This is a genomic window from Streptomyces sp. NPDC104202, from assembly GCF_055584185.1.
The window spans coordinates 17,295-30,375 of sequence record NZ_JBVJMN010000013.1; the positions used below are offsets into that span (position 1 = coordinate 17,295).

General features: G+C 75.6%; 7 protein-coding genes and 1 pseudogene. 4 read left to right on the plus strand and 4 right to left on the minus strand.

Going from position 1 to position 13,081, the window contains the following annotated elements; all coding sequences use genetic code 11:
* Positions 1 to 2: 2 nt before the first annotated feature.
* The 4 genes from ACZ60W_RS11640 to ACZ60W_RS11655 all read right to left on the minus strand — a co-directional run bounded on the left by ACZ60W_RS11640 (position 3) and on the right by ACZ60W_RS11655 (position 7,707).
* Entirely contained in the window at positions 3 to 926 is a 924-nt protein-coding gene (locus tag ACZ60W_RS11640) for a carbohydrate ABC transporter permease (RefSeq protein ID WP_469755159.1), read from the minus strand.
* Complete coding sequence (locus tag ACZ60W_RS11645; RefSeq protein ID WP_469755160.1) at positions 923 to 2,323, minus strand: carbohydrate ABC transporter permease; 1,401 nt, start codon at positions 2,321 to 2,323, stop codon at positions 923 to 925. Before ACZ60W_RS11645 ends, ACZ60W_RS11640 begins: the two co-directional genes overlap by 4 nt.
* 8 nt (positions 2,324 to 2,331) lie before the next feature.
* The gene (locus ACZ60W_RS11650) at positions 2,332 to 3,687 is read right to left on the minus strand and encodes an ABC transporter substrate-binding protein (protein WP_469755161.1); all 1,356 of its coding nucleotides are present in this window, start codon (positions 3,685 to 3,687) and stop codon (positions 2,332 to 2,334) included.
* A 123-nt stretch (positions 3,688 to 3,810) separates the two neighbouring features.
* Entirely contained in the window at positions 3,811 to 7,707 is a 3,897-nt protein-coding gene (locus tag ACZ60W_RS11655; protein WP_469755162.1) for an FHA domain-containing protein, read from the minus strand.
* 481 nt (positions 7,708 to 8,188) lie between these two features.
* Between ACZ60W_RS11655 and ACZ60W_RS11660 the strand changes: the two genes are divergently transcribed.
* From ACZ60W_RS11660 to ACZ60W_RS11675, 4 genes and pseudogenes are all read left to right on the plus strand, one after another.
* Entirely contained in the window at positions 8,189 to 9,889 is a 1,701-nt protein-coding gene (locus tag ACZ60W_RS11660) for a serine/threonine-protein kinase (RefSeq protein WP_469755163.1), read from the plus strand.
* 106 nt (positions 9,890 to 9,995) lie between these two features.
* Complete coding sequence (locus ACZ60W_RS11665) at positions 9,996 to 11,234, plus strand: serine/threonine-protein kinase (protein WP_469755164.1); 1,239 nt, start codon at positions 9,996 to 9,998, stop codon at positions 11,232 to 11,234.
* Positions 11,235 to 11,270: 36 nt separating this feature from the next.
* Complete coding sequence (gene prfB, locus ACZ60W_RS11670; protein WP_469755165.1) at positions 11,271 to 12,374, plus strand: peptide chain release factor 2; 1,104 nt, start codon at positions 11,271 to 11,273, stop codon at positions 12,372 to 12,374.
* Positions 12,375 to 12,763: 389 nt separating this feature from the next.
* Positions 12,764 to 13,081 (plus strand): annotated as a pseudogene (locus ACZ60W_RS11675) (hypothetical protein); the annotation flags it as partial.

Below are 13,081 nucleotides of genomic sequence, written 5' to 3' on the forward strand. Positions count from 1 at the left end.
GCCTACTTCACCGCGCCCGCCATCACCCCGGACGCGAACTGGCGCTGGAACGCGAAGAACACCGCCAGCGGCACCACCATCGACAGGAACGCGCCCGGCGCGAGCACGTCCACGTTGTTGCCGAACTGCCGGACCTGCTGCTGGAGCGCCACCGTGATCGGCGGCGACTGCGAGTCCGCGAAGATCAGCGCGATCAGCATGTCGTTCCACACCCACAGGAACTGGAAGATGCCCAGCGAGGCGATCGCCGGACCGCCGAGCGGCAGCACCACCCGCGCGAAGAGCCGTATCTCGCCCGCGCCGTCCAGCCGCGCCGCCTCCAGCAGCTCGCGCGGGATCTCCGCGAAGAAGTTCCGCAGCAGGAAGATCGCGAACGGCAGGCCGAACGCCGTGTGGAAGAGGACGACCCCGAGCGTCGTCTCGAACAGCCCGACCGCGCCGAACAGCTTCGACACCGGCACCAGCGCGACCTGCACCGGGACCACGAGCAGCGCCACCACGCCGAGGAACCACCAGTCGCGGCCGGGGAACTCCAGCCACGCGAACGCGTACCCGGCGAACGAGCCGAGGACGAGCACGAGCAGCGTCGCCGGCACGGTGATCAGGACGGTGGACAGCAGCGAGCCGGTGATCGTCCCGTTCGCCAGCAGGTGCGCGTAGTTCTCGGTCGTCAGCCGGGCCGGGGCCGTGAACGCCGACCACCAGCCGCTCGCCGCGATGTCCGCGGGCGACCGGAGCGAGGAGACCAGCAGCCCGACCGTGGGCAGCAGCCAGAACAGCCCGGCCAGGACGAGGAAGACGCGGACCGCTCCGGAGGCGGCCAGGGCCGCGAGCCGCGCGGCCGTCCGGCCGGCGGCACCGGACGCGGTCCGCGGGGCGGCCGGGGACGCCGCCCGGGCGGCGGTCCGGGAGGCGGGCGAGGTCATCGGCGGGTCTCCCTTCGTATGCGGCGGACGTTGACCGCCATCACCGGCAGGACGAGCAGGAGCAGCACGACCGCGATCGCCGAGCCGACCCCGAGGTCCGCGTCCGTGCCGAAGGACGAGCGGTACAGCTGGAGCGCGAGCACGTTGGCGTCGTCCTGGGCCGAACCCGGCGCGATGACGAAGACCAGGTCGAACACCTTGAGGACGTTGATCATCAGCGTCACGAGGACGACCGCGAGGACCGGCGCCAGGAGCGGCACCGTGATCCGGCGGAACACCTGCCACTCGTTCGCCCCGTCCACCCGGGCCGCCTCCAGCAGCTCGCGCGGCACGGCCGCGAGCCCGGCCCCGATCAGCACCATCGCGAACCCGGCCCACATCCACACGTACGCCCCGATGACGGCCGGGGTGACGAGCGAGGGACCCAGCCACTCCACGCCGTCGTACTGCTCGCGGAAGTTGCTCGCGGGCAGCCGCAGGACGGCGCCCTCGGCCCGGTCCGCGGGCAGCGAGAAGGTGCCGTCCGCCGCCGCCGTGGCCGTCGCCACCACCGTCCCGTCCCGTACGGCCTCGATCCGCAGCCCCGCCAGCCCCCGCTCGTCCCGGTCGACGACGTTCGGCCGCCCGCCGCCGCCCCGGGTGAAGTCCAGCCACGCCGTCCCCGTCACCGTGCCCGCGGGGGGCGGCCCGGGCTCGCGGGCCGGCACGGCCCCCTCGGGCATGCGCCCCGGAGCCACCCCGACCAGCGGCAGCCGTACGGCCTCCCCGGCGCGGACCGGCTCCTTGGTGACGAACGCGCCGCCGCCCGCCGGTTTCAGCGGGTGCACCGGCAGCGGCCGGGCCCGTGGGAAGCCCGAGGCCTCGGCGAACGTGTCGTGCACCCCGACCCAGACCGCGTTCGCGACCCCGCGGTCCGGGTCCTGCTCGTAGACGAGCCGGAAGATGATCCCGGCCGCCAGCATCGAGATCGCCATCGGCATGAAGACGACCAGCTTGAACGCCGTTCCCCAGCGGACGCGTTCGGTGAGCACCGCGAAGACGAGACCGAGCGCGGTGGCGACGGCCGGGGCGACGACCAGCCAGACCAGGTTGTTGCGGACCGCGGTGCGGAGCGAGTCGTCGGTGAGGAGCGACAGGTAGTTGTCGAGGCCGACGAAGGAGGTGCCCGAGCGGTCGAACAGCGAGCGCTGGACGGAGTACCCGATCGGGTAGACGACCAGCGCGCCGAGCAGGACCAGCGCGGGGAGCAGGAAGCCCGCCGCCACCGTCCTGTTCCGCGCGCCGGTCCGCGCCAGCGGCCGCGCGCCGGCCCGCGGCCGCGGGCCCGTGCCCCCGCCGGTCGTGCCGGCGGAGGCCGGTCCGGAGCCGCCGGACGTCCCGGATGCTGCCTTCTCCATGCCGGGCCTCAGCTCTTCGCGGCGGCCCGGTACGCCTTCGCCGCGTCCGCCTCCAGGCGCGCCTGCGTCCCGGCGATGTCCTTCGGGTTCTTCAGGAAGTCCTGGAGCGCCTTCCACTCGCCCTTGCCGGGCGTGCCGCCGAACGACTGCGGCATCTGGTCCGACATGTCGAAGCGGAAGTCGTCACCGGCGCCGATGAGCGCCTTGGCGATCTCGCGCTGGACGTCGTTCGGGTACGCGGCCGGGTCCAGGCTCTTGTTGGGGGAGACGAAGCCGCCCTCCGCCGCCCAGATCCTCGCCGCGTCGGGCGAGGCGAGGAACGCCAGCAGCGCCTGCGCCCCCTTGGTGTCCTTGAGGGCCACGGCCGCGTCGCCGGCCGTCACCACCGGGGCCGCGCCGCCGCCGACCGCCGGGAACGGGAAGACCTTCGCGTCCGTCCCGATCTTCGCCTCGGTCTGGGCGATGTTGACGGCGGCGAAGTCGCCCTCGAAGACCATCGCGCCCTTGGGCTGGTCGCCGCCCGTGAAGGTCTGCGTGACCGACGCCGGGTACTCCGTCTGCAGGGCGCCGCTCGTCCCGCCCGCGAGCAGCGCCGGCTTGCCGAACAGCTCGGCGAGGGTGGTCAGGGCCGCGGTGACGGACGGGTCCGTCCACGGGATCGCGTGCTGCGCCAGCTGGTCGTACTTGGCCGGGCCCGCCTGCGACAGGTAGACGTTCTCGAACCAGTCGGTGAGCGTCCAGCCGTCCGCGCCGCCGACCGAGACCGGGGTGACGCCGGACGCCGAGACCGTCTCGGCGGTGGCGAGGAAGTCCTTCCAGGTCTTCGGCTCGGACGCGCCCGCGTTGTCGAGGACGGCGGCGTTGTACCAGACCAGCGACTTGTTGGCGGCCTTGAAGTACACCCCGTACTGCGTGCCGTCCACCGCCCCCAACTCCTGCCAGCCGCGGGAGTAGTGGGCGGCCAGCTGGGACTTGGCCTCGGGGCCGGCCGGCTTGAGCCACTTCTGGGCGGCGGCCTGCCGGATCGCACCCACCTGCGGAAGCAGCGCCACGTCCGGCGGCGAACCGCCCGCGATCTTCGTGCCGAGGAAGTTCACGATCGGGTCCTGGGCGGGCACGAACGTGACCGTCGCCCCGGTGCGCTTCTCGAACTCCTTCAGCACCTTGGAGAAGTTCTCCTGCTCGGGGCCCGTCCAGACGGCGGCGACCTCGATCTTCTCGCCCTTCAGCGGCAGTTCGCCGCCGGCCGTCGGCCCCGGGTCCTTCGTGGGCTCACCGCCGCACGCCGCCAGGGCGAGTGCGGTGAGCACCGTGAGCGCCGTCATGGCCGCCGCGGTCGTGCGTGGACGAAGAGTTGTACGCATCGCTGCCCCGTCTCTCCCGTGCGCGTCGCTGTCCCGTGCCGACAGGTCTACGCCGGGCGACGGAGGCCCGCAATACCGCCTCCCGCGTCAAGCGGGCGATCGTTGCCGCCTCGTGACGTCCCGTCAGGCGTGGGTCGCGGGGGTCAGCGGAGCCACCGGAGTCGCCTCCACGGAGCGGGCCGCCCGGTCGAGCGCGCTCGCCAGGAGGGCCAGGTCCGTCGGGCCGTTGCCCAGCTCACGGACCGGGCGCCGGGTGGGCGGGTCGCCCATCCGCTCCCACTCCAGCGGGACGACCGTCGGGCGCAGCGTCGCCGTCCGGGGGATGCGGCCCGTGACCCGGCCCGCCTGGAACGGGGTCACCCGGCCGTCCGGATGCCCGAGGCGGCCCCGGCCGGCGGCCGGCACGTCCGGACCCGCCGTCGCCGGCGGCGTGTCGAGCACGATCCGCAGCCGCGCCCCGTGGGCCAGTTCCGTGTCGGAGGTGCGGTCCGGGCGCGAGGAGGTCGCGACCAGGTGCACCCCGAGGCGCTCGCCGTGCCGCGCGACCGCCTCCAGGGCCCGGACGACCGAACCCGCCGCCGGCCGCCCGGGTGCGCCGAGCGCCGGCGCGACCAGCGCGTCGAAGTCGTCCACCAGCACCACGAGCCGCGGCAGCTGTCCGGCGCCCGCCACCCTCGCCGGGGCCTGCTCGCCCGACGCGGGCCGCGGAATCCGCCCGCCGGCGTCCTCGGCCGCCGGATGGGGGACGCGGCCGCTGGCGCGGCCCGTCAGGTCCTCGGCGCCCGGATGGGGGACGCGCCCGCTGCCCCGGCCCGTGAGGTCGCTCGCGCCGCTGCGCGGGACACGGCCGCTCGGGTGGTCGGCGAGGTCGCCGTCACCGGTCCGCAGGGTCCGTCCGCTGGGCCGGTCGTCGAGTCCGCCGCCGTCCCGCCGGGGCAGCCGTCCGCTGGGCGTGTCCGCCAGGAACCCGTCCCCGCCCGCCCGGCCGCGTCCGCCGGTCCGCTCCTCGAACGCCCCGTCGCCGCCGCGGGCCGCGGGCTCGCCCGTGCCGGGGTACGGGGTCCGGGCGCTGGTGCGGCCGGTGACGTCGTCGGCGCCGGTGCGGGGCACGCGGCCGCTCGGGCGGCCGTCGAGGTCGCCGTCGCCCGTGCGGAGGGTCCGTCCGCTGGGACGGCCGCCCAGGTCGGCCGCGCCCGGGTACGGGGTCCGGGCGCTGGTGCGGCCGGTGACGTCGTCGGCGCCGGTGCGGGGCACGCGGCCGCTCGGGCGGCCGTCGAGGTCACCGTCGCCGGGGGAGGAGAAGCGGCCCCCGGGCTGCTCGGGCGGCCCGGCGTCGTGCGCACGGCCACTGCGGCTGCTCGGCAGCGAGCCGATGGAACCGTCGCCGGTCCGCAGCGTGCGGCCGCTCGGGCGGTCCGTGAGCTCGCCGGTGTCGGGGACGCGGACGGTCGCGCGCGAGGACCGCGGCAGCGACTCGGCGGGACTGGGGGAGCGCTGCCCGATCAGCCGGTCGGCGGGGGCCGCGGCACGGCCGCCGCGGCGGTCGGCGAACGAACCGTCGCCCAGGATCTCCGCCCGCCGCTTCAGCTCGGCGCCGAGCGCCTGCGCGAACTCCCGCATCCGGACCGGGTCCGAGGCGACCAGGTGCTCGGTGACGTGCGGCAGCTCCGTACAGGCCGCGAGGCCCTCGCCCCGCTCGCCGCCGGCGCCGTCCACCAGGAGCAGGCCGAGCCGGTCGGGTCTGCCGCCGGCCGCGAGGGAGGCGGCGACCGAGCGCAGCAGCTCGGTGCGCCCGCTGCCCGCGGGGCCCTCGATCAGCAGGTGCGGGCCCTCCTGGGTGAGGTCCACCGCCAGCGGTCCGCGCGGCCCGGCGCCCAGCACGGCCGTCCCGTCGCCGGCCGAGGCCCAGCGGGCCATCAGCGAGGCGGGCGTGGCCCGGGCGAGTCCGAGTTCGTCCAGGAGGCGGGCCGAGGGCGGCAGCGCGGCGGCCCGCCCGTACGGCGCGGCCGCCGTCTCCGTCCGCAGCGGGGCGAGCGCGCGCCCGAACCGCTCGGCCCAGGCCACGGACACCGCGTCGACCACGCCGACCGTGCCATGGCCCGCGACCCGGCCGCCGGCGGTGCGCAGCAGCCGCAGCGCCGTGGCCACGTCCCCGCTGAGCAGGGCGGCGGCCCCGCACTCGCGGAAGGCGAGGGAGGCGGCGCACGCGGCCTCGTAGGTGGCGGCCACCGGCGATTCCGGGGTGGCCGAGGGCGCCTCGGCGAGGCACAGCAGGTGGATGCCGGCCGCCGGGCCCACGCCCGCGAGGCGCGCGACCGTCTCGCGCAGCGCCGCCGAACCGGGGTCGCCGTCCACGATCACCACCGTGGTCGGCCCGTCGTGGCGGGCCGCGGCCTCGGCGACCGACGCCCGGTCGGCGCTGGGCCAGCCGGGACCGAGCGGGCCGTCGTCGAGGCGGCGCGTCAGCTCCGCCGTCCGGGCCTGGGCCTGCTCGCGGTCGTACGCCAGGAGCAGCCGGCAGTCCTGGCCGTGGGCCGGCCGGACGTGCGGGAGCCAGCCGAGCCAGCCCCAGGCGCGGCGCCGCTCCTCCAGGGAGCGGTTCCGGTCGGCGCTGATCAGCACGATCTCCAGGTCGGAGGGGGAGTGCAGGGCGGCGAGCTGGGCGACGACCGAGCGGGCGAGCCCCGCGAGCCGGACGGCGGGACCGGCCAGGCCGAGCGAACCGGCCTCGCGCAGCCCCACGGTGACCGGGACGCCGGACAGCTCGGCACGGTCGGTCGTGCCGAGCCGGACCACCAGTGCCTCGGGGTGGTCGGCCGCCCGCTCCCACAGCCGGGGGCCGGGGCCGAGGGCGGTGAGCAGCACGGTGGCGGGGTCGGGCCAGGTGTCGGCCCGGGGGACCGGGCCGGCGGCGCCCCCGGGCGCGGCGGAGCCGGTCCAGGCGCCCGCGTGGGTGTCGGGGACGGGGCCGGCCGGGGACGGCGGTTCCTCGCGGCCGCCCGCCAGGCGCCGGGCCCAGGCGCCGAGCCCCCGCTTGCCGCCCGCCCGTCCGGAGCCGGCCTGTGGGGCCTCCCCGTCGGGCTGCCGGGTCCTGCTGTGGGCCTCGCCGCCGTCGCCGAGCCCGTCGGCGGGCTCACCCGCGCGCGCGTGGCCGGGGGAGCGGTGGCCGGACGGGCGGTCGTCGTGCCCGGAGCCGTACGGCGCGGGGTGGCGGTCGTCGGAGGCGTACGTCCCGCCGGGGACGGCGCCGCGGGCGCCGCCGTGGGTCGCGTCGCCGGTGGTGGCGTCCGCGGGGAGTCCGGTGGCGGCCGACGGCCCGGCGCGGTGGCCGTGGCCGGGTCCGCCGGAGGCGTCGCGGCCCTGCGCGCCGTGGGCGATCCGCAGGTGGCCCTCGCCGTCCGGGGCCGTCGCCACCGTGTCCGCGCCGCCGGGCGCGCCGGGGCCGGTCAGGCGCAGGGCGGACTCGCCGAGCCGCAGCAGCGCGCCGGGGCGGAGCCGGACGGGGCGGTCGCCGACGGGCTCGCCGTCGAGGGTCGTCCCGTTGGTCGAGCCGACGTCCGCGACGGTGACCCGGCCGTTCTCCCCGACCGTCACCGTGCAGTGCGCGCGGGAGACGTCGGGATCGTCCAGGGGCACGTCCGCGTCGACGGATCGGCCGATTCTGATCGCTCCGCCGTGCAGGAGGTGGACGCCGCCGGCGTCCGGGCCCGCGACCACGTGCAGCCGGGCCGACGCGGCCTCGCCCACCCGGTCGTCGGGGCCGGGGAGGTGGAGGGAGAGGACGGCGCCGTCGACCAGCGGCGGCTCGCCGAGGACGCAGCGCCGGGTGTCGAGCCGCTCCGCGCCCGCGTAGAGCACGGTCGTGCCCGAGGCGGGGGTGTCGGGGCCGGTGACGGCTGCGGCCAGGTTCGAGGCGACGGCGGCCAGCGCCGTGCCCGCGGGGGCCGTGACGAGCACGTCGCAGGCGCGGCCGGCGCCGTGGCCGGCGTGCGGCGCGAGGACGGTCAGCCGGATCTGCATCGCCGTCAGCGGTCCCTTCTGCGCGAGCTGCCGGCAGGGGGACCGCCCTCTGCATCCCCCCGCCCGCACGGACGCGTCGCCCGGTACAGGTCGGCACGGCGCGGGGGCTCCCGACCCCTCCGACGCGACGTGCTGGAGGCATCCTCGCACCTGCCGCCGACAACACGCCCGCGGGTCGGCCACAAGTGATCTTGAATGGTCGGCCGAGGGCGTGAAAATGCCCGCTTGGGCATCCCTTCGGGGTATGCGCGGCAACCGTCCCACCGCCTGGAGCGTCTTCTTCCGGACAAGTTCGGTTCCCGCCGGACCGCCGGCGGGAGTTCGAACACCACTGCGGAATCCGCCTGTGGACGACCGGCCTGTGACCCGTTCGGCGGCACTAAAGTGGGTCGGACACCCGGACGGGTCACAACAGAGGACAGGAACCCCGGGGACATCACCAGGACCACCCCAGGACCACGATCAGCAGGGAGCGCGTGACGTGCGGCCTATCGGCAGCAAGTACCTGCTCGAGGAGCCGCTCGGCCGCGGCGCCACGGGCACCGTCTGGCGAGCCCGCCAGCGGGAGACGGCGGGCGCCGAGGCGGCCGTCGCGGGCCAGCCCGGCGAGACCGTGGCCATCAAGGTCCTCAAGGAGGAGCTGGCCAACGACGCGGACATCGTGATGCGCTTCCTGCGCGAGCGGTCCGTCCTGCTCCGGCTCACCCACCCGAACATCGTGCGCACCCGCGACCTGGTCGTCGAGGGCGACGTCCTCGCCCTGGTCATGGACCTCGTCGAGGGCCCCGACCTGCACCGGTACATCCGGGAGAGCGGCCCGCTCACCCCGGTCGCCGCGGCCCTCCTGACGGCCCAGATCGCCGACGCGCTCGCCGCCAGCCACGCCGACGGCGTCGTCCACCGCGACCTGAAGCCGGCCAACGTCCTGCTCGCCCAGCAGGGCGGCCAGATGCACCCGATGCTCACCGACTTCGGCATCGCGCGCCTCGCCGACTCCCCGGGCCTGACCCGCACCCACGAGTTCGTCGGCACGCCCGCGTACGTGGCGCCGGAGTCCGCCGAGGGCCGCCCGCAGACCTCCGCCGTCGACATCTACGGCGCGGGCATCCTGCTCTACGAGCTCGTCACCGGCCGGCCCCCGTTCGCGGGCGGCACGGCCCTGGAGGTGCTCCACCGCCATCTCAGCGAGGAGCCGCGCCGCCCCTCGACCGTCCCCGGGCCCCTGTGGACGGTGATAGAGCGCTGCCTCAGCAAGGACCCCGAGCGGCGCCCCAGCGCCGTGAACCTCGCCCGCGGCCTGCGCGCGGTCGCCGCCGGCATCGGCGTGCACGCCACGCCCGCCCAGATCGAGACGGCGGAGGGCGTCGGCGCCCTCCTCGCCCCGGACCCGGCGCCCGCGCCGGTCCCCGAGACCCCCGGCGCCGCCGACCCGACCCAGGTGCTGCCCACCGGCGCCGCCGCCCCGCAGTACGACCCCGCCGGGGCGACCAGCGTCCTGCCCACGGGCGGCGCCGCCGACCCGACGGCCGTCATGCCCCCCGTGCCGCCGCAGCCCCCGCAGGGCGCGCCGTCCGAGGAGCCGCACCCGTGGCAGAGCCAGCTGCGCGCGGCCCGCGACCGCAACGAGCAGACCCAGGTGCAGTACCTGGACCCGAGCCAGGACCCGCTGCGGCGGCGCCCGCAGCGCCAGCCCCAGCAGCCGCCGCAGGACCGGCAGCCCGGCGCGTACGGCCAGCAGCCCCCGCAGTCCTACGGCCGGCAGCAGCAGCCGCAGCGGCCCGCGCCGCAGCAGCCCGCGCCCCAGCCGTACCGGCAGCAGCCCCCGCAGCAGCAGTACGCGCCGCCGCCGCAGCAGTACGCCCCGCCCCAGCAGCAGTACCAGCCGCCGCAGCCGCCGCCCCAGGCCCCGGCACAGCGCGAGCCGCGCCCGCCGCGTCAGCGCAGCGCCAACCCGGTGCGGATTCCCGGCCTCGGCTGCCTCAAGGGCTGCCTGATCATGATCGTCCTCTTCTTCGTGGCCGGCTGGCTCGTCTGGGAGCTCACCCCGCTCCAGGACTGGGTCGCCCAGGGCAAGGGGTACTGGGAGGCGATCGGCGACGGCATCTCCTCGGTCACCGACTGGGTCTCCAGCCTGGGCGACAGCGGGGGCACCGGGGGTACTACCGGCGGTACGGGACAGTAATACTGCCGATTTATCGACTCCCGAGGGGTGATTTCCCCTCGGAAGTGACGACCGGCGGCCGCGGACGCGTAGCTTGGGCGTAACCGCAGCCGCTGAGGGAGCAGTCTTGGCACGGAACATCGGCAGCCGCTACACCGCCCACCAGATCCTCGGGCGGGGCAGCGCCGGAACGGTGTGGCTCGGCGAGGGGCCCGAAGGGCCCGTCGCCGTCAAACTGCTGCGCGAGGACCTGGCCTCCGACCAGGAACTCGTCGGCCGCTTCGTCCGGGAGCGCACCGCGCTCCTCGGCCTCGACCACCCCCGCGTGGTCAAGGTGCGCGACCTCGTCGTCGACGGCAACGACCTCGCCCTCGTCATGGACCTGGTCCGCGGCACCGACCTGCGCACCCGCCTCGACCGCGAGCGCCGCCTCGCCCCCGAGGCGGCCGTCGCCATCACCATCGACGTCGCCGAGGCCCTCGCCGCCGCGCACGCCGCCGGCGTCGTCCACCGGGACGTCAAGCCCGAGAACATCCTCCTGGACATGGAGGGCCCCCTCGGTCCCGGCGGCGCCCACCCCGCCCTCCTCACCGACTTCGGCGTCGCCAAGCTGATCGACACCCCGGGCCGCACCAAGGCGACCCGGATCATCGGCACCCCCGACTACCTCGCCCCCGAGATCGTCGAGGGCCTCCCGCCCCGCGCCGCCGTCGACATCTACGCCCTCGCGACCGTCCTGTACGAGCTGCTCGCCGGCTTCACACCGTTCGGCGGCGGCCACCCGGGCGCCGTGCTGCGCCGCCACGTCACCGAGACCGTCGTCCCGCTGCCCGGCATCCCCGAGGAGCTGTGGCAGCTGATCGTGCAGTGCCTCGCGAAGGCCCCGGCCTCACGGCTGCGCGCCTCCGAGCTCGCCACCCGGCTCAAGGACGTCCTGCCGCTGCTCAAGGGCATCCCGCCGCTCGACGTCGACGAGCCGGACGCGGAACCGGCAGCGGAGGCGTACGAGGAGGACGCGTACCCCACCTCCGCCGGCTCCGGCGAACCCGCGCCGCGCCGCGCCGCCGTCCCGCTCGTCCCCGGCGCCTCCGCCGACTCCCACCGCGACACCCACACCTCGATGCGGGTCCCGGCCCCCGACGAGCTCTCCGGCGGCCCCCTCGGCACCGCCCGCGCCCCGCGCTCGGCGGGCGCCCGCCGCCCCGGCTCGGCCCGGCACAAGGCGGGCGCGGTCCGCAAGAGACGCATCACGCTGGCCGTCGCGGCGGTCGTCGTCGCGGGCGCGCTCGGGGCGGGCGGCTACCTCGCGACGACCGGCGACGGGGAGGCCCCGCCGCAGGACTCCCGGCCGTCCTCCCAGCCGTAGGTTCGGCTCCAGGCCCGGAGCCGTTACGCTGGACGCGTGGCAGTCGTCGATGTATCCGAAGAGCTGAAGTCCCTCTCCTCGACCATGGGGTCGATCGAGGCCGTCCTGGACCTCGAGAAGCTGAGGGCCGACATCGCCGTGCTCGAAGAGCAGGCCGCGGCCCCGTCCCTGTGGGACGACCCGGAGGCGGCGCAGAAGATCACGAGCAAGCTTTCGCACCTCCAGGCCGAGGTCCGCAAGGCCGAGACCCTGCGCGGGCGCATCGACGACCTCGCGGTGCTCTTCGAGCTCGCGGAGGAGATGGACGACCCGGACACCCTCGCGGAGGCCGAGGCGGAGCTCGGCTCCGTCCGCAAGGCCCTCGACGAGATGGAGGTCCGCACCCTCCTCTCCGGCGAGTACGACGAGCGCGAGGCCCTGGTCAACATCCGGGCCGAGGCCGGCGGCGTCGACGCCTCCGACTTCGCCGAGCGCCTCCAGCGCATGTACCTCCGCTGGGCCGAGCGCCACGGCTACGCGACGGAGGTCTACGAGACCTCGTACGCGGAAGAGGCCGGCATCAAGTCGACGACCTTCGTGGTCAAGGCGCCCTACGCCTACGGCACCCTCTCCGTCGAGCAGGGCACCCACCGTCTGGTCCGCATCTCGCCCTTCGACAACCAGGGCCGTCGCCAGACCTCCTTCGCGGGCGTCGAGATCCTCCCCGTGGTCGAGTCCTCCGACCACGTCGAGATCGACGAGTCCGAGCTGCGCGTCGACGTCTACCGCGCCTCCGGCCCCGGCGGCCAGGGCGTCAACACGACCGACTCGGCCGTGCGCATCACGCACCTCCCGACCGGCATCGTCGTCTCCTGCCAGAACGAGCGCTCCCAGATCCAGAACAAGGCGAGCGCCATGAACGTCCTCCAGGCGAAGCTGCTGGAGCGCCAGCGCCAGGAGGAGCGGGCCAGGATGGACGCCCTCAAGGACAGCGGCAGCTCCTGGGGCAACCAGATGCGCTCGTACGTCCTCCACCCGTACCAGATGGTCAAGGACCTCCGTACGGAGTTCGAGGTCGGCAACCCGCAGGCCGTCCTGGACGGCGAGATCGACGGCTTCCTCGAGGCCGGCATCCGCTGGCGCAAGCAGCAGGACAAGTAACCCGCGCTCCGCGCGTCCGGGCCCCGCACCGCTTCGGTGCGGGGCCCGGCGCCGTTCTGTACCCGTGCGCACCCCTCGCGCGTTCGCTGACGCAAGCGGGAGCGGAGCCGTCAGGGCGCTTTGTCGACAAGGGAACTGCCCTGACAGGCCCCGTAGTTCAGGGTTTACGTCACAGTTGCATCAGCGCATGTCGGTCACCTGGTGATCTTTCGGGCATCGCACGCGCAACGACCTTGACGCCCCATCGGAAACTCGGAAGGGTGACGTACTGGCATGCGCTTTTCTGGGACGCGTGTGAACGGGGGCCGGTCCGGTCGTGACGGGGCCCCTGCTGCGCGGGCCCCGAGCGCTGCCCCATGACGAGATGAGCTACTGGGGGTAGCAGCCAGATGACGAACAAGACGCGGATCCGCCTGGTGCGGGTCGCGGCCGGCGCCGTGATCATCGCCGGTGCGTCCCTGACGGCGGCCGGTGCCGCGCAGGCCGTGGGCAGCCTCGGCTCCGAGACGACCCAGGTGGACGTGGGCCTGGGCATCCAGTCCGGCGAAGAGGACACCAACGGCATCATCGGGGGTGGAATCTCCGGCGGTAACGAGACCACGGGTGGTAACGAGACCACGGGTGGCAACGAGACCACGGGTGGCAACGAGACCACGGGTGGCAACGAGACCACGGGTGGCAACGAGACCACGGGTGGCAACGAGACC

What these genes read in the sequence shown, in the direction of transcription:
- ACZ60W_RS11640 (WP_469755159.1), bottom strand. Translation starts at nt 926, where the DNA reads ATGACCTCGCCCGCCTCCCGGACCGCCGCCCGGGCGGCGTCCCCGGCC.
- ACZ60W_RS11645 (WP_469755160.1), bottom strand. Translation starts at nt 2,323, where the DNA reads ATGGAGAAGGCAGCATCCGGGACGTCCGGCGGCTCCGGACCGGCCTCC.
- ACZ60W_RS11650 (WP_469755161.1), bottom strand. Translation starts at nt 3,687, where the DNA reads ATGCGTACAACTCTTCGTCCACGCACGACCGCGGCGGCCATGACGGCG.
- ACZ60W_RS11655 (WP_469755162.1), bottom strand. Translation starts at nt 7,707, where the DNA reads ATGCAGATCCGGCTGACCGTCCTCGCGCCGCACGCCGGCCACGGCGCC.